The sequence below is a fragment of the Pseudomonas sp. KCJK8993 genome (genome assembly GCF_046230915.1).
GTDB lineage: Bacteria > Pseudomonadota > Gammaproteobacteria > Pseudomonadales > Pseudomonadaceae > Aquipseudomonas > Aquipseudomonas piscis.
In genome coordinates this window covers 1-14363 of the sequence record NZ_JBJJLO010000148.1, presented here as the reverse complement: position 1 = coordinate 14363, position 14363 = coordinate 1, and the positions used below count along the sequence as shown (strand labels likewise).

The following is a 14363-nucleotide window of genomic DNA, read 5'->3' as shown; positions in this document are numbered from 1 at the left end:
CGCACCGGCAACCCCCCCACCCTGAAAGGCAGACCCCCCCGCAGTTTTACTCCCGTCCGGGGCCTTCCTAAAAGAAACGGTGGGTGAAAAACCCCGGCGCAGTCTGGCGCCTGGAAGCGCCCGAGGACAGCCTCCCCGTTACCCCCTGCCACCGCCGATCCACCGGGGCTTTCATGCAAGCCGGGTAAAACACAGCTGGCCTTGGGCCGCTTTCTCCTGCTAAAAAACGCCGCAGCATCGTCTGAATCCGCCGCTGGAGAACCACTTCAAATGAGCCCATGGACCGATACTCGCCTGCTGGACCTGCTGGGAATCGAACTGCCGATCATTCAAGCGCCCATGGCCGGCCCCGCCGGTTCCGCCATGGTGATCGGCGCCTCCCGCGCCGGTGCCCTGGGCTCGCTACCCTGCGCCATGCTCAGCCCCGAGCAGATCCGCCAGGAAGTGCAGGTGATTCGTTCGGCCACGCACCACCCGTTGAATCTCAACTTCTTCTGCCACCAGGTGCAGGCCGTCGACCACGAACGCGAAAGCCGCTGGAAGAACGCCCTGGAACCCTACTACCGCGAACTGGGGGTCGACTTCGACGCACCGACACCGGTCAGCGACCGTGCGCCCTTCGATGAGACCAGCTGCCAGTTGGTGGAAGAACTGCGGCCCGAGGTCGTGAGCTTCCATTTCGGCCTGCCGGAACCGGCATTGCTGGCGCGGGTCAAGGCCACTGGCGCGAAGATCCTGTCTTCGGCCACTACCGTCGACGAGGCCCTGTGGTTGGAGGCACGGGGTTGCGACGCGATCATCGCCATGGGCTACGAAGCCGGTGGGCACCGGGCGATCTTCCTCAGCGACAGTCTGGATACCCAGGTGGGCACCATGGCCCTGGTGCCGCAGATCGTCGATGCCGTGAAGGTGCCGGTGATCGCCGCCGGCGGCATCGGTGACGCCCGAGGCATCGTCGCGGCACTGGCGCTGGGCGCCTCGGCCGTACAACTGGGCACCGCCTACCTGTTCACTCCGGAAGCCAAGGTCAGCGCCTCCCACCACAAGGCGCTGCGCACCGCCAAGGAAAGCCAGACCGCGCTGACCAACCTGTTCACCGGCCGCCCGGCACGGGGCATCGTCAACCGCGTGATGCGCGAGCTCGGCCCGATCAGCCCACTGGCCCCGGCGTTTCCCCGAGCCGGTGGCGCGCTGCTGCCGCTGCGGGCCAAGGGCGAGGCGGAGTTCGCCAACCTCTGGTCCGGACAGGCATTGCGCCTGGGTGTGGAGCTGCCGGCCTATGAGCTGACCCTGCGCCTGGCCGAACAGACCCTGGCACGATTGCGCAGGCATTGATGCCAGGTGGCCGCGACCGGGGTCGTGGCCACCGCCTTACGGGCCCGGGGCGCAGTTCCGTTCGCCGGCAATTCGCTATATATTCCGCTATACAGCGATTTCTCCTCGCCCTGGTGCAGCCCTGGCGTTCCCGTCCGCCACTGCCCAGCGCTGCCTTTTCCCCAATGGAGCTGTTCGATGAACCTTCGCGCCCCAGGTTTCGCCCCGACTTGCCTCGCCACCCTGCTTGCCCTGTTCGCCTTCGGCTCGGCCCAGGCCGCCGAGGTCCAGGTGGCAGTCGCCGCCAACTTCACCGCTCCGATCCAGGCCATCGCCAGCGACTTCGAGAAAGACACCGGACACAAGCTGGTAGCCGCCTATGGCGCCACCGGGCAGTTCTATACCCAGATCAAGAACGGCGCGCCCTTCGAGGTCTTCCTCGCCGCCGACGACAGCACCCCGCAGAAGCTCGAGAGCGAGGGCGACATCGTCAAGGGCTCGCGCTTCACCTACGCCGTCGGCACGCTGGCCCTGTGGTCGGCCAAGGATGGTTACGTCGACGGCAAGGGCCAGGTGCTCAAGGACAACCAGTACCAGCACCTGTCCATCGCCAACCCCAAGGCCGCACCCTACGGCCTGGCCGCGACCCAGGTGCTGGCCAAGCTGGGGCTGACCGACCAGGTCAGGGGCAAGATCGTCGAAGGCCAGAACATCACCCAGGCCTATCAATTCGTTTCCACCGGCAACGCCGAACTGGGTTTCGTCGCCCTGTCGCAGATCTACAAGGATGGCAAGGTCACCGGCGGCTCGGCGTGGATCGTGCCTGGCGACCTGCATGACCCGATCAAGCAGGATGCGGTGATCCTCAACAAGGGCAAGGACAACCCCGCGGCCAAGGCCCTGGTGGACTACCTCAAGGGGCCGAAGGCCGCGGCGATCATCCAGTCCTATGGCTACCAGCTGTAAATGAACCTCTCGAGTGCCGATTTCTCCGCGATCTGGCTGACCCTGAAACTGGCGTCCCTGACCACCCTGATCCTGCTGGTGGTCGGCACTCCGATTGCCCTGTGGCTGTCGCGCACCCGCTCCTGGCTGCGCGGTCCCATCGGCGCCGTGGTGGCCCTGCCGCTGGTGCTGCCACCCACGGTGATCGGCTTTTACCTGCTGCTGGCCCTGGGGCCCAACGGTTTCTTCGGCCAGCTCACCCAATCCCTCGGGCTGGGCACCCTGACCTTCAGTTTCACTGGCCTGGTGCTGGGCTCGGTGATCTACTCCATGCCTTTCGTGGTGCAACCTTTGCAAAACGCCTTCTCGGCCATCGGCAGCCGGCCCCTGGAAGTGGCCGCGACCTTGCGCGCCAATCCCTGGGATACCTTTTTCACGGTGATCCTGCCCCTGGCCCGGCCGGGCTTCACCACTGCCGCGATCCTCGGGTTTGCCCATACCGTCGGCGAGTTCGGCGTGGTGCTGATGATCGGCGGCAACATCCCCGAGAAGACCCGGGTGGTGTCGGTGCAGATCTACGATCATGTCGAGGCCATGGAATACGCCCAGGCCCACTGGCTGGCCGGGGTCATGCTGGTGTTCTCGTTCCTGGTGCTGCTGGCCCTGTACTCCAGCCGCCGGCCCCGGGCAGGCTGGAGCTGACGGCATGAGCATCCAACTGCAACTGCAAGTGGGCTATGGCGCCTTCGCCCTGGATCTGGACCTGCAATTGCCGGGGCGCGGGGTGACCGCGCTGTTCGGCCATTCGGGCTCGGGCAAGACCACCTGCCTGCGCTGCATCGCCGGCCTGGAGAAAACCGGGCGCGGGCGTATCCAGATCAACGACGAACTCTGGCAGGACAGCCAGCGCAAGCTGTTCGTCCCGCCCCACAAGCGCTCCCTGGGCTACGTGTTCCAGGAAGCCAGCCTGTTCCCCCACCTGTCGGTGCAGGCCAACCTGGAGTTCGGCCTGCGCCGTATTCCCAGGCAGCAGCGCCGGGTCGACATGACCCAGGCCACCGAACTCCTGGGGATCGGCCACCTGCTACCACGCCATCCGCAGCATCTGTCCGGTGGTGAGCGCCAGCGCATCGGCATCGCCCGGGCCCTGCTCACCAGCCCACGGTTGCTGCTGATGGACGAACCCCTGGCAGCCCTGGATTCCAAGCGCAAGAACGAGATCCTGCCCTACCTGGAACGCCTGCATGACGAGCTGGATATCCCGGTGCTCTACGTCAGCCATTCCCAGGATGAAGTGGCGCGCCTGGCCGATCATATCGTCCTGCTCAGCGAAGGCCGGGCCCTGGCCAGCGGCCCAGTGGGCGACACCCTGGCGCGCCTGGACCTGCCCCTGGCCCTGGGCGACGACGCCGGCGTGGTGGTCCGGGGCCAGGTCAGCGCCTACGACCCGACCTACCAGCTGCTGAGCTTGCAACTGCCCGGCAGCGAGCTGCTGGTGCGCGTGGCCCATGAGCCCGTCGCCCCGGGCCGGAGCCTGCGCTTCAAGGTCCAGGCCCGGGACGTCAGCCTGAGCCTGCAGGCCAGCGAGCACAGCAGCATCCTCAATCGCCTGCCGGTCACCGTCAGCGAGGAAATCCCGGCCGACAACACCGCCCATGTGCTGGTACGCCTGGATGCCATGGGCACGCCCTTGCTCGCGCGTATCACCCGCTTCTCCCGGGACCAGCTCAAGCTGCATCCCGGGCAACGGCTCTGGGCCCAGATCAAGGCAGTGGCGGTCCTGGCATAGGGGCTTAGCAGACCGTTGAAAAACTACCTGCTTTGCCATCGCTGCGTTGTGGTGCGCCAGCCCGGTCAAAATGCTCATTTACCACTTGTAAACTGCGCTTTTTCGCCTGTTTGCGCCTTGCGCTGGCTGCCTCGCCTACGTTTTTCAACGGCCTGTTAGAAATCCGGCACCCCGGGGCGACAGCGCGGTCCATTCCCTATCGGCCCGCCGCTTGCCAAGGATTCGCTGCCATGCCCGCCACCCCGGACACTCCCGACCTGCCCCCAGACCTGCACTACACCGACGACCGCCAGCCGGGAATCAGCCGGCGCAAGCTGCGCGGCAAGTTCGTCTACTACCAGGCCCAGGGCCAACGCATCACCGATACGACCGAAATCCAGCGAATCCATGCCCTGGCGATCCCACCGGCCTACACCCAGGTATGGATCTGCGCCGATCCCAAGGGGCATTTGCAAGCCACCGGACGTGACGCCCGCGGGCGCAAGCAGTATCGCTACCACCCACGCTGGCGTGAGGTGCGCGACAGCGACAAATACTCCCGGCTACTGCAGTTCGGCAATGCCCTGCCCCGGCTGCGCCGCCAGCTGCAGGCGCAACTGGCCAGTCCCGGGTTCAGCCGCGACAAGGTCCTGGCCACGGTCATCACCTTGCTCGATGAAAGCCTGATCCGGGTCGGCAACAGCCAGTACGCCAGGGACAACCGCTCCTACGGGCTGACCACCCTGCGTAACCGCCACGTCCAGGTCAACGGCAACGCCATTCACTTCCAGTTTCGTGGCAAGAGTGGCGTCGAGCACCAGATCACGGTCCGGGACCCGCGCCTGGCCCGGGTGGTCAAGCGCTGCCGGGAATTGCCCGGCCAGCAGCTGTTCCAGTACCTGGACGAAGACGGCCAGCGGCACTCGGTGAGCTCGTCGGATATCAACCTGCACCTGCAGCGACTGACCGGGATGAGCTTCACCGCCAAGGACTACCGCACCTGGGCCGGTAGCGCGCTGGCCCTGGCGCTGCTGCGGTGCCAGCCATGGCAGCCGGACTCGGAGGCCAAGAAACACCTGGTGGCCACCGTCAAGCAAGTGGCCCGCGAACTGGGCAATACCCCGGCGGTCTGCCGCAAGTGCTACATCCATCCGGCGTTGCTGGAGGGCTTTGCCCAGGGTGAGCTGGCCCGCTTGCCACGCTCGCGCAAACGCCAGTGGCTGAAAGCCGAAGAAGCCGCCCTGGCACGCTTTCTCCAGGACCTTACTCAGCCCAAGCCGCCGGCTTGAATACAAAACCCATACATTTGCGGCTTGGCCGTCGGAAGATTCCGGCGCTAGGCTATGCACCTTCCTACCCGTCCAAGGACGATTGCCGACGTGAACAACTAAGCCTTCCAGAAAAGTATCCGCGACGAGCCCTTCCAGGCTCGTTGGCCTGTTTGCGCATTTTCCGGAGGTGCTGATGACTCACGTCACCCGGCTGCCCGCACTGGTTTGCCTGAACCAGCTGACTTACCAATTCGCCAATGGCGAAACCCTGCTCGATACCCTGAGCCTGACGCTCGATCGCCAGCCAACGGCCATCGTCGGGCGTAACGGCATGGGCAAATCCCTGCTGCTGCGCTTGATCGCCGGTCAATTGCAACCCACTTCCGGCAGCCTCCAGCGCAATGCCCGCCTGGCCTACGTGCCCCAGGACCCACGGCCCGAACCGGGACAGAGCGTGGCCCAGGTCGCCGGGCTCGCCGAGGCCCTGGGCGCCCTGGAACGCTTGGCGGCCGGCACCGCCAGCCTGGAAGACCTGCAGCAGGTGGACGGACGCTGGGACCTGGCCGAACGCCTGCGCCAAGCCCTGGACGCCGCCGGCCTGCCAGAGGTAGCGCCGGACGATCCGGCAGCGACCCTCAGCGGTGGGCAATTGACCCGGGTGGTGCTGGTCGGTGCCCTGCTCAGCGCCGCCGAGTTGCTGTTGCTCGACGAGCCCAGCAACCATCTGGATCGCAGCGGCCGACGCTGGCTCAGCGAGCAATTGCAGCAGTGGCACGGCGGGCTGATCCTGGTCAGCCACGACCGCCAGTTGCTGATGCAGGTGCAACGTATCGTCGAGCTCAGCCCCCACGGGGTGCAGGTCTACGGCGGCAACTACCAGCTGTTCCAGGCCCAGCGCGAGGCGCGGCAAGAGGCGGCTCAGGCGGCCCTGGAACATGCGCGGACCCAGCGCAGTCGCGAGCACAAGCGCCTGCAACGGGAGCACGACACCATCCAGCGCCACGCCGCGGCATCGCGTCGGTACGCCAAGACCGCCAATGTCTCGGGTTTCGAACGGGCCAAGATGCTCGGCGCCGCCCGGGACATCATGGGCAAGGTGCGCCACACCCACCAAGGGCACAAGGACAACCTGGACGCCCAGGTACGCGAGGCCTTTGCCCGCGTCGGCCCGGAACAGCCGACGCTGCTGACCCTGCCCGCCACCACCCTGCCGGCGGGCCAGAACCTGTTCAACCTGCAACAGGCGCAGTTGCCCTGGCTGGATAGCCGCGCGCCATCGTCCTACCTGACCTGCCATGTCGACGGGCCGGCACGCATCGCTCTGGTCGGCCCCAATGGCTGCGGCAAATCCACCTTGCTGAAGATGCTCGCCGGTCAGCTGCAGCCCTTGAGCGGCGAATGCCGGGTGGCGGTGACCAGCGCCTACCTGGACCAGCACCTGGCACAGCTTGATCCCGGGAGTTCCCTGCTCGAGCAGTTGGCCAGCGTCGCTCAGCCCCTTGAGGAAAGCGCCCTGCGCACCCGCCTGGCACGGCTGCAACTGGATGCCCAGCGGGTACGGCAACCCTGCGCCCTGCTCAGCGGCGGAGAACGCTTGAAAGCCGCGCTGGCGCTGGCGCTGTGGAATGGCAACCCGGCACGCCTGCTGTTGCTCGACGAACCGACCAACCACCTGGACCTGGAGTCGGTGCAAGCCTTCGAGCGGGCCCTGCGGGATTTTCCCGGGGCCATGGTGGTGGCCTCTCATGACCAGGACTTTCTCCAGGCCCTGGCCGTTACCCATACCCTGCAATGGTCGGCCCGGGGCTGGCAGCTCGAGGAGCACCGGCCATGAGCTCACGCCGTGCAGGCATTGGCGCGACTTCGTGCTAGATTCGCGCCTTCTCATCCAATGACAGGGAGCGTCAACCCATGCAGTTCGGCTACACCATCATCTATGTCCCGCACGTGGAAGACTCCTTGCGGTTCTTCGAGCAGGCCTTCGGCTTCAAGCGCCGCTTCCTCCACGAGTCCGGCACCTACGGGGAGCTGGAGACCGGCAGCACCGCCCTGGCCTTCGCCGACCACCAGCTGGCGCAGATGAACTTCAAGGACGGCCACGTCGCCGCCCACAGTTCACGGCAGCCCCTGGGCATGGAGCTGGGCCTAGTCACCGAGGACGTCCAGGCGGCCCATGCCAGGGCCCTGGAACACGGCGCGCGGGAACTGGCCGCGCCCACCACCAAGCCGTGGGGACAGACGGTGTCCTACGTCCGTTGTCCGGATGGCACCCTGGTGGAATTGTGCACCCCGATCGGGGCTTGAGCCTGGGCGGCGCGCCGCCGGTTACTTGAGCTTGACCGCGGTGCCGGTGGCGAAGACCACCACCATGCCGCCGCGTCCTGAAGGCATGCTGATCTCGAAGTCCAGGCCGACCACGGCATCGGCATCGAGCCGGCGCGCGCGATCCTTGATCTCGTCGGTGGCCTGGACCCGGGCCTCGCGCAAGGCGCGCTCGAGGGTCTGGGAACGCCCACCGAAGAAATCGCGCATGCCGGCGAACAGATCGCGGACCACGTTGATGCCCTGGACAGACTCCGAACTGACGATATCCAGGTAAGCGGCGATCTCGCGGCCTTCGATCTGGGCGGTGGTGGTGACGATCATGGTTTTCTCCCTTGGACGAACAACCCGTCCCGATACCCCGGGACGGCGACGCCGCGATGGTACCAGAGCAGGCGACCGGCACCATGAACCAACGCCCCGCTCGATGGCGGGGCGTGGAGTCAGGGCTTCAAGGGACGTTCTTCATCCAGTTCCGACAGGCTCTTGCCGTCGTCCGGGTGCTTCCAGGTCTGCGGAGGCGGCTCCCGGTGCTCGACTTCAGGCTCCTCCGCTGCTTCGTTGCGTTCATGCTCGCCGGGGCGTTGCTGTTGCAGTGCCATGCCCACCTCTCTTCCTGAAGGGATTTGTGCTTCGCTTCGTGAGGTTAGAACAGTTACCGCTGCAACCCGCTATTTGCCGACCAAATACGAACCGGGGCCTGGATGAAACTTCTTTCATCCAGGCCCCGCTCCAGTCTCGGTATAGTCGCCTCGCTCATTCAAGCAACTAAGGTATTGGCCCGCGCTCTCCCGCGGGCATTTTTTTGCCTCAAGCGAAGCCCTTATTGAGAGACCTGCTCCTGGCAATCCTTGAGCAAGACCTGCTCCGTGGCGGTGTGGTCGGCCTCCAGGAACGACAGCACGGCCCCCTTGCCCTTGGTATGCCAGCGGAAGCTGTTCTGTTCGTCGTCCGCCACATACAGGGCCCCGGAGGCCGAGCGCGCCATGTGCATCGGAATCAGTTGGTCCTTGTAGTAGAGAGTGGCGAAGGACGTGCCGTTATCGATATTCAGGTAGGCCGCATCGATACGCACCTTGCCTTCACATTGGTAGCGTGCCACCTGGCTCTGATAAGAAGGCTCTGCAACCTGTGGCTGCGCGGCGTAGGCCAGCACCGGCAGGATCGAAGCCAGGACTGCGGCGCAGAGCGGTGCAAGACGGTGTTGCATGGTGTTTCCCCCAGACAGATAAAGACGTCCCATGGGACTGGCGGGACCATTGTTAGTTCAGCCCATCGACCGCCCTAGAACAGCTCATCCAGCTGTTCGAAGTATTCACGCCGCGCAGGCTGGTCGGGCATCGGCAGGCCGGCCAGGAACTCATCGGCAAGCTCCGGACCGAGCTGTTCGCGCAGGTCACGGTGGACGAAGGCGATATCCAGCCAAGGATCGGCCAGGCCGCCGCGCCCGAGATCGATGAAATGCAGTTCATCGCGCCGATCGACGAAGACATTGCTGTCGCCCAGGTCGCCATGGGAGAACAGCCGCTCTTCCCGGGGCCTGTTGCCATGCAAACGCTCCCGCAAGTCTTCGGCGCTGGCCAACCCTGGCCATTGCCCGAGGTCATACTCCACGGCGCATAGCCCGTTGGCCAGCAGATAGTCCAGCTCCGCGAGGCGCACCGCGATCCCCGAATCCAATGGACAATCCGCCACTGGCACCGCCTGCACCTGGCGTAATGCCAGCTCGAACAGCGCCAACCCCACCCGCGGCTCGCCGAGCCGCTCGGACAGCGGCACTCCAGGCACTTGGCGGGTGATCATGAACTCATGCCCATGGTCCTGCGCCACCAGCACCAGTTCGGGGACCTTCAGGCGTCCGGCCAGCCAGTCCAGGACCCGGGCCTCGCGCAATACGCTGTAGGTGGTGGGTGCGAAGATCGCCGGTGACGACTTGAGGAAGAACACTTCCCCCGCACGACGAAAGCGCTGCACCCGGCAGGGCGACTCGCCCACGGTATCGGGCACCAGTGGAGCATCGCCGATGAAGCGGGCAATGCTGGCTGGCAGTTTCATCGACATGGCGGCTTACTCATCTAGTACAGGCCCGGACTTGGATGGCGCCATGGAGCCGTTCCGGTCATGGGGCATTAGCTTCAGGTCATCGGTAAGATCGCTCGGCGCCAGCGACTTGAGCATGCTCGACACCTGATGGCGCAACAGACCCAGCTCGATATCGTCCCGGGTTCGCACCTGGGCGTAGCCGCCTCGCCTCCAGAAGCCCTGGGCCAGCAGATCGCTGACCAGGCTGGCAATCGAAATAACCGTTCTGCCATTTGCGGGTAAAACTCCAGCCCTCGGGCAGGCTGTCCTGGATCTCGTTGCGGGCTTCGTCCGGCTGCGGCGCACAACCATGCACCAGATGGAAGTAGCCCGGGTTGGCGACAAGAAGCGCTGTAGCACGGTTTCGTCGGCCAGGGTGATTGCCCTGGCGCCCAGGCCCGTCGATGCCGCCAGCGGCAGTGGTGTTTGTGACATGTTCCGCCTCCGCCCCGAATGATCCAAGTATGGTTTGCGGGCCGATCCTAGCCTGCGTGGCAGCCCGGCGACAGGCTCTACTTGTTGGAAAACTGTACCGAACGCCCCGCCTGCGACGCCCTGCGGGTTTGTTATCATCGGCCCGCCTTGAACGGCCTGCCCCTCCCCTCACCCGTGGATTTGCCCGATGTCCGATCCCCTGTCCTCTCCCGGCTACCAGCGGCTACTGGCGCTGCAGCAGCGCATTCATCAGTTCACTCAAGAGCAGGCCGCCGAGCGCGACGACGATCCCGATGACTTCAGCACGCCGCTGTGGACCAGCGACTACAACTACCTGGCCCTGGCGCCCATGCGTGGTGGCTTGCATGTGGAGTTCCATGGCGAGCTGTGGGATGAGCCCCTGGCCTGGACCCTGGAGTGCCTGGCCGAGCAACCCGTGGCCAGCGTCATCAGCTCGCTGCTGTTCTGCGGTCTCGACGCCGGCGCCAACGGCACCCGCGAATGGGAGTTCACCCCGTTGCTGGACAGCGCCGTGACCTTTACCCAGCTCAGGTCCCTGGCGATCAGCCCCACCGCCCCCGAGCACCACAACACCTCGCTGGTGCAAAAGGCCGGCAGCATGATGGAAGAAGCCGGAGAGATCGCCCGCTTCGTCGCCAAGGCGCCCTACCTCAGCGAACTGACCTTGCCCAATGCTCCCAATGGCGATTTCTTCCAGGTGGACCTGCCACACCTGGAGCTGCTGCGCATTGGCGCTGGCTCCGACACCCAGGGTTTCATCGACAACCTGGCCGCAGCGAACAACTTGCCGGGCTTATCCACCCTGGACTTCAGCGAATCCAGCGAGCTGCAGCAGACCTGGGCACCGCGACGCGAGGCGGGTGTCGTCACCGCGTTTTCCAGCTATGAAAAGCTGTTCGCCAGCCCCGCCATGGACTCGCTACGGGTACTGCGGCTGCGCAATACCTGCTTGAGCCTTGCGCAACTGCAAGCCTTGCAACAGATGCGAGCCAATTTGCAGTTCATGGTGATCCAGGCCACGACAGGCGGCTATGTGAGTCATTTCGCCCGGGAGGTATTTCCCTGGCGGCACCTGGTGCAGCCAGACCCGGGACAGCGCTGAAGCCAAACCCGTCGCAAACAAGCGTAGCCCCATGATTTATCGCGGTTTTTTTCGTGAATCCAAAGCGACGGGAGAAGCCTTTTTGGCGGTTTCGACCTTGCTTCACAAGGAGTGGATGTATATATTCCACACCCTGTTTCAAGCACTGGCTGGCGCAATGCCAACTCAAGACCCCAGTGCCGCGTTATCGCGCTACCGCCCGAATGGCGAAACTGGTAGACGCATGGGACTTAAAATCCCCCGCTCGTAAGGGCGTGCCGGTTCGATTCCGGCTTCGGGCACCATATAAATCAAGGGCTTGTGTGAGTTCATCATGCAGGCCCTTGTCGTTTTTGTTCCGCAATTTTAAATCGTGCTCCGCAATTCTCATTTCTCCGGCGTCCTGCCGACCGAACACCAGCCCCCCTCCCCTATACACCTCGTCGCCTCGACGCGAAGAAGTGCTAGTCAGGTTCCCGATATCTTTGCAGCCAAGAAATAGGAGGGAGTTTGGGCTATCGGCAGGCGCTCGAAGCTGCATTGAGTTCCGCCTCATACCCGATCCGCTGACGGCGCTCGGCCAGCAGCGCGCGCACCTTTACCTCCAGGCTGTCGGTCTTGCGCAGACCGGCAGCCAGCGACCTCCGGAGTGCGACACGGCACCTGAATCGGCATCTCGACACGCACGGCGCGCACCTCGGGCTCTCGATGGCCTGCGCAGGCTGCCAGAAGTAGGCAGGCCAGCAGCACCTGCACTTTCCCGCTACTCCTGCAGGTCCACCCTGGAGGCCGGGTAGGCCCGCCTTGAAACTGGTCGTAACCCAAGCTCTGATCGATGTTGAATGCCGAGGCAGCGCACTGATCGCCGCCGATGCACTCCTGCTGCATCCCCTTCAGCGTGGCCGGGTCCTTGATATCGATCGGGTCGGTGGTGCGCCCGCCGATGCGCTTGGCCACGGCCGAGGCGTAGGCCTGGGTGTCTCTCGTTGCTACCTGCTCAGCCTGCCCCAAGACTCTGCGACCTTGCTTCTCGAAGCTCGACGAGGATCAACTCAACACAAGGAAAGCAATATAGCTTCGCTTATTGATAGTGTTCTTACGCAGGCAAGTTTTCCGACTCACCAGCCGTATCACGACCTCACGCAGTTGCGGCTGCCCTCGAAGTCATAGCGGGCCTTGCGTCCAGCGGATCAACCGGGCTCAATCAGCTATGAGTCCGAGCAGCTCTCGACTTATGCCGACCAGATTCAAGCAGCACTTAAAATCGAATGATCCATCCGTGCCGCACTTACCTGCGGCACACCTACTTTCATGCCCTACGGCCTGATGATGGCGGAAAGGGGCGACAATCATCCAACCCAAAGGAAAAATGATGCAATCGCTACCAATTCCACAGTCAATTGTGGGCGAGTCGCTAGAACTGCGCCCGCTAGAGGCCACTGACTTCGATTCGCTATACAGCGTCGCATCTGATCCCCTGGTCTGGGCTCAGCATCCAAGCCCAATGCGCTATCAGGAATCTGTTTTCCGCGAGTGGTTCAAGGAAGCACTTGCTTCACAATGCGCGCTCGTCGTTCTCGATCGCAGCAATAATCAGGTGATTGGCTCTTCCCGATACTACGAATTCGACGAAGGGAAACGAGAAGTAGCTATCGGGTACACCTTCCTAGCGCGTGCCAAATGGGGCGGAGGAACCAACAAAGAGCTGAAGGACTTGATGCTGACTTACGCCTTTCAGCTGGTGGATACCGTTTGGTTTCACGTTGATAGTCAGAACATCCGGTCTCAGCGAGCCATGGAGAAAATCGGGGGCCGCCTCTCCCATCGCGCTACCAGGCAGCTCATCGATCGCACTCAAGAGTACCTCCTGTACAAGATAGAGAAGCCAAGTCACTCTGAGTGATGCAAAGGTTTATAGCGCGCTACTTGCCTCTGCGATCAATTCCACCCACTGCTTTATCACAACTAAGGCAGTGCTCGCAGTTCAGTGTCCTGCACAGCCCTCGCTGCCAGTACGTGACTATGAATATGTGCCGAACGCCGGCCAGGGCCAGGGAGGCGTAAAAGTTCGCCTCCGCCACCCACTGGGACATGATCAGTCTGTCGTTGCGCACCAGAAGCGCGTACCCGCTCAGCGCGATAGTCGCGTAGATCATCTTCCCCAGCCCCCCCCTCACGGACCTTCCTGCTCAAGCAGCACCAGGTCGCCTATAGCGCAATCAGTCCAGCCGACCACGTTGCAACGTGCTCCAGGATCATGTGCCACCCTGCACCTATGCAGAGCCCCGCACCAATGGCGGCTTACTCAGTAATCCCGTCGGCTCTCAGGGATGATCAGATAATCCGTCTCTCTGGCGCTGACGGGAGGCTGAATAGCGCTGATAACTAAAGTGCTCGGTAGCACGAAGTGATCGCAGAATAAGACCGTTTGGATTGTCACTAGGTGCGATTAATGCCCAGGGAAGGTTTTGAAGGTTGGCGCTGAGATTTTTGAATTTCTTACCTAAGTTACGTACAGTCATTTTGCACCTGTTGAGTCGAATGATTGTTCGCGGAGAATTCCGCTTTCATGTCGCTTAAAGGCGATTGCTCGAAGCTCAGGGCTTTCACTCGATCCAAAAGTCCGGCACCAGCAGCAAGCTGGCTTCACTGCCTTGAACACGAGAAGTGAAATCACTATCCCAATAAAATACTGCATATAAAAACAGTATTGATTCTAGCCCTTCCTACCGCGCATCCAATCATCTGCACTTAGGCCAAATCGGGCCGGATGGTTGACGCTACAGAAACAAAATACCCGCACAAGGCGGGTATTTTGGGAAATTGCTATTTCAGATCTGATGGCTGTAGAACAGCGAGTACGACTCGATCCCGTCGTTAGGCTGCTTGATGCCAGCGTTGGAGTAGTGAATGGCACGAATGCCGACCTTCTGAGTCTCGCCGATCTTCAGGCCAGCACCGATGCGGTCTTCGAAGTTAAACGCCGAACCGAACTCTTGGTCACCTGCGGAGGTTCCGGAGAACACCGCTACCCCAATACCTGCCTCAACGAATGGTTTCACGTTGCCGCTACCGAACTCGTAGACGAACACCGGAGCGAAAGACAGCGAGTGCGCGCCACCGG

The 14363-nt window shown here is 63.2% G+C and carries 15 protein-coding genes, 1 tRNA gene and 3 pseudogenes; 10 read left to right on the top strand and 9 right to left on the bottom strand.

The window, feature by feature from the left end; genetic code table 11:
* Positions 1-270: 270 nt before the first annotated feature.
* The 7 genes from ACK6AU_RS29205 to ACK6AU_RS29175 all read left to right on the top strand — a co-directional run bounded on the left by ACK6AU_RS29205 (position 271) and on the right by ACK6AU_RS29175 (position 7602).
* The gene (locus tag ACK6AU_RS29205; RefSeq protein WP_185699393.1) at positions 271-1335 is read left to right on the top strand and encodes a nitronate monooxygenase family protein; all 1065 of its coding nucleotides are present in this window, start codon (positions 271-273) and stop codon (positions 1333-1335) included.
* Positions 1336-1512: 177 nt separating this feature from the next.
* Positions 1513-2280 (top strand): molybdate ABC transporter substrate-binding protein, encoded by a 768-nt coding sequence (gene modA, locus ACK6AU_RS29200; protein ID WP_409303093.1) that lies wholly within the window; start codon positions 1513-1515, stop codon positions 2278-2280.
* The gene (gene modB, locus ACK6AU_RS29195) at positions 2281-2961 is read left to right on the top strand and encodes a molybdate ABC transporter permease subunit (RefSeq protein ID WP_409303091.1); all 681 of its coding nucleotides are present in this window, start codon (positions 2281-2283) and stop codon (positions 2959-2961) included.
* A 4-nt stretch (positions 2962-2965) separates the two neighbouring features.
* Positions 2966-4048 (top strand): molybdenum ABC transporter ATP-binding protein, encoded by a 1083-nt coding sequence (gene modC / locus ACK6AU_RS29190; RefSeq protein ID WP_409303089.1) that lies wholly within the window; start codon positions 2966-2968, stop codon positions 4046-4048.
* 230 nt (positions 4049-4278) lie between these two features.
* Positions 4279-5316 carry a DNA topoisomerase IB gene (locus ACK6AU_RS29185; protein WP_409303087.1) on the top strand — a complete coding sequence of 346 codons (1038 nt, stop codon included), beginning with the start codon at positions 4279-4281 and terminating at the stop codon, positions 5314-5316.
* 175 nt (positions 5317-5491) lie between these two features.
* A complete protein-coding gene (locus tag ACK6AU_RS29180) occupies positions 5492-7132 on the top strand; it encodes an ABC-F family ATP-binding cassette domain-containing protein (RefSeq protein WP_409303085.1) in 1641 nt (546 codons plus the stop codon).
* Between the two features lie 77 nt (positions 7133-7209).
* A complete protein-coding gene (locus ACK6AU_RS29175) occupies positions 7210-7602 on the top strand; it encodes a VOC family protein (RefSeq protein ID WP_185699399.1) in 393 nt (130 codons plus the stop codon).
* A 21-nt stretch (positions 7603-7623) separates the two neighbouring features.
* On the opposite strand, the gene ACK6AU_RS29170 is transcribed toward ACK6AU_RS29175, so the two are convergent.
* From ACK6AU_RS29170 to ACK6AU_RS29150, 5 genes are all read right to left on the bottom strand, one after another.
* On the bottom strand, positions 7624-7944 hold the full coding sequence (locus tag ACK6AU_RS29170) for a YbjQ family protein (RefSeq protein ID WP_185699400.1): 321 nt from the start codon (positions 7942-7944) through the stop codon (positions 7624-7626).
* A 119-nt stretch (positions 7945-8063) separates the two neighbouring features.
* Positions 8064-8222 carry a hypothetical protein gene (locus ACK6AU_RS29165; RefSeq protein ID WP_185699401.1) on the bottom strand — a complete coding sequence of 53 codons (159 nt, stop codon included), beginning with the start codon at positions 8220-8222 and terminating at the stop codon, positions 8064-8066.
* Positions 8223-8443: 221 nt separating this feature from the next.
* Entirely contained in the window at positions 8444-8830 is a 387-nt protein-coding gene (locus ACK6AU_RS29160) for an MliC family protein (RefSeq protein ID WP_185699402.1), read from the bottom strand.
* 74 nt (positions 8831-8904) lie between these two features.
* Entirely contained in the window at positions 8905-9681 is a 777-nt protein-coding gene (locus tag ACK6AU_RS29155; protein ID WP_409303082.1) for an APH(3') family aminoglycoside O-phosphotransferase, read from the bottom strand.
* A gap of 6 nt (positions 9682-9687) precedes the next feature.
* Positions 9688-10137, bottom strand: a complete 450-nt coding sequence (locus tag ACK6AU_RS29150) for a hypothetical protein (RefSeq protein ID WP_260497986.1) — start codon at positions 10135-10137, stop codon at positions 9688-9690.
* 187 nt (positions 10138-10324) lie between these two features.
* Between ACK6AU_RS29150 and ACK6AU_RS29145 the strand changes: the two genes are divergently transcribed.
* Together ACK6AU_RS29145 and ACK6AU_RS29140 are read left to right on the top strand one after the other, a co-directional pair.
* Complete coding sequence (locus tag ACK6AU_RS29145; RefSeq protein WP_185699404.1) at positions 10325-11260, top strand: hypothetical protein; 936 nt, start codon at positions 10325-10327, stop codon at positions 11258-11260.
* A gap of 197 nt (positions 11261-11457) precedes the next feature.
* Positions 11458-11544, top strand: a tRNA-Leu gene (locus ACK6AU_RS29140).
* Between the two features lie 210 nt (positions 11545-11754).
* Here the strand turns inward: ACK6AU_RS29140 and ACK6AU_RS29135 are convergent.
* Together ACK6AU_RS29135 and ACK6AU_RS29130 are read right to left on the bottom strand one after the other, a co-directional pair.
* A pseudogene (locus ACK6AU_RS29135) lies at positions 11755-11995 on the bottom strand (hypothetical protein).
* 129 nt (positions 11996-12124) lie between these two features.
* A pseudogene (locus ACK6AU_RS29130) lies at positions 12125-12220 on the bottom strand (structural protein P5); the annotation flags it as partial.
* A 391-nt stretch (positions 12221-12611) separates the two neighbouring features.
* On the opposite strand from ACK6AU_RS29130, the gene ACK6AU_RS29125 reads away from it, so the two are divergent.
* Complete coding sequence (locus ACK6AU_RS29125) at positions 12612-13142, top strand: GNAT family N-acetyltransferase (protein WP_409303079.1); 531 nt, start codon at positions 12612-12614, stop codon at positions 13140-13142.
* Between the two features lie 19 nt (positions 13143-13161).
* Here ACK6AU_RS29125 and ACK6AU_RS29120 read toward each other — a convergent pair.
* Positions 13162-13498, bottom strand: a pseudogene (locus ACK6AU_RS29120) (hypothetical protein).
* A 572-nt stretch (positions 13499-14070) separates the two neighbouring features.
* Positions 14071-14363: acyloxyacyl hydrolase (locus tag ACK6AU_RS29115; RefSeq protein ID WP_409303077.1), on the bottom strand; the 293-nt coding region annotated here is incomplete at its 5' end.

Coding starts and splice junctions, on each gene's coding strand:
- ACK6AU_RS29145 (WP_185699404.1), top strand. CDS start 10,325: ATGTCCGATCCCCTGTCCTCTCCCGGCTACCAGCGGCTACTGGCGCTG.
- ACK6AU_RS29165 (WP_185699401.1), bottom strand. CDS start 8,222: ATGGCACTGCAACAGCAACGCCCCGGCGAGCATGAACGCAACGAAGCA.
- modB (WP_409303091.1), top strand. CDS start 2,281: ATGAACCTCTCGAGTGCCGATTTCTCCGCGATCTGGCTGACCCTGAAA.
- ACK6AU_RS29185 (WP_409303087.1), top strand. CDS start 4,279: ATGCCCGCCACCCCGGACACTCCCGACCTGCCCCCAGACCTGCACTAC.
- modC (WP_409303089.1), top strand. CDS start 2,966: ATGAGCATCCAACTGCAACTGCAAGTGGGCTATGGCGCCTTCGCCCTG.
- ACK6AU_RS29180 (WP_409303085.1), top strand. CDS start 5,492: ATGACTCACGTCACCCGGCTGCCCGCACTGGTTTGCCTGAACCAGCTG.
- ACK6AU_RS29125 (WP_409303079.1), top strand. CDS start 12,612: ATGCAATCGCTACCAATTCCACAGTCAATTGTGGGCGAGTCGCTAGAA.
- ACK6AU_RS29160 (WP_185699402.1), bottom strand. CDS start 8,830: ATGCAACACCGTCTTGCACCGCTCTGCGCCGCAGTCCTGGCTTCGATC.
- modA (WP_409303093.1), top strand. CDS start 1,513: ATGAACCTTCGCGCCCCAGGTTTCGCCCCGACTTGCCTCGCCACCCTG.
- ACK6AU_RS29150 (WP_260497986.1), bottom strand. CDS start 10,137: ATGTCACAAACACCACTGCCGCTGGCGGCATCGACGGGCCTGGGCGCC.
- ACK6AU_RS29205 (WP_185699393.1), top strand. CDS start 271: ATGAGCCCATGGACCGATACTCGCCTGCTGGACCTGCTGGGAATCGAA.
- ACK6AU_RS29175 (WP_185699399.1), top strand. CDS start 7,210: ATGCAGTTCGGCTACACCATCATCTATGTCCCGCACGTGGAAGACTCC.
- ACK6AU_RS29155 (WP_409303082.1), bottom strand. CDS start 9,681: ATGTCGATGAAACTGCCAGCCAGCATTGCCCGCTTCATCGGCGATGCT.
- ACK6AU_RS29170 (WP_185699400.1), bottom strand. CDS start 7,944: ATGATCGTCACCACCACCGCCCAGATCGAAGGCCGCGAGATCGCCGCT.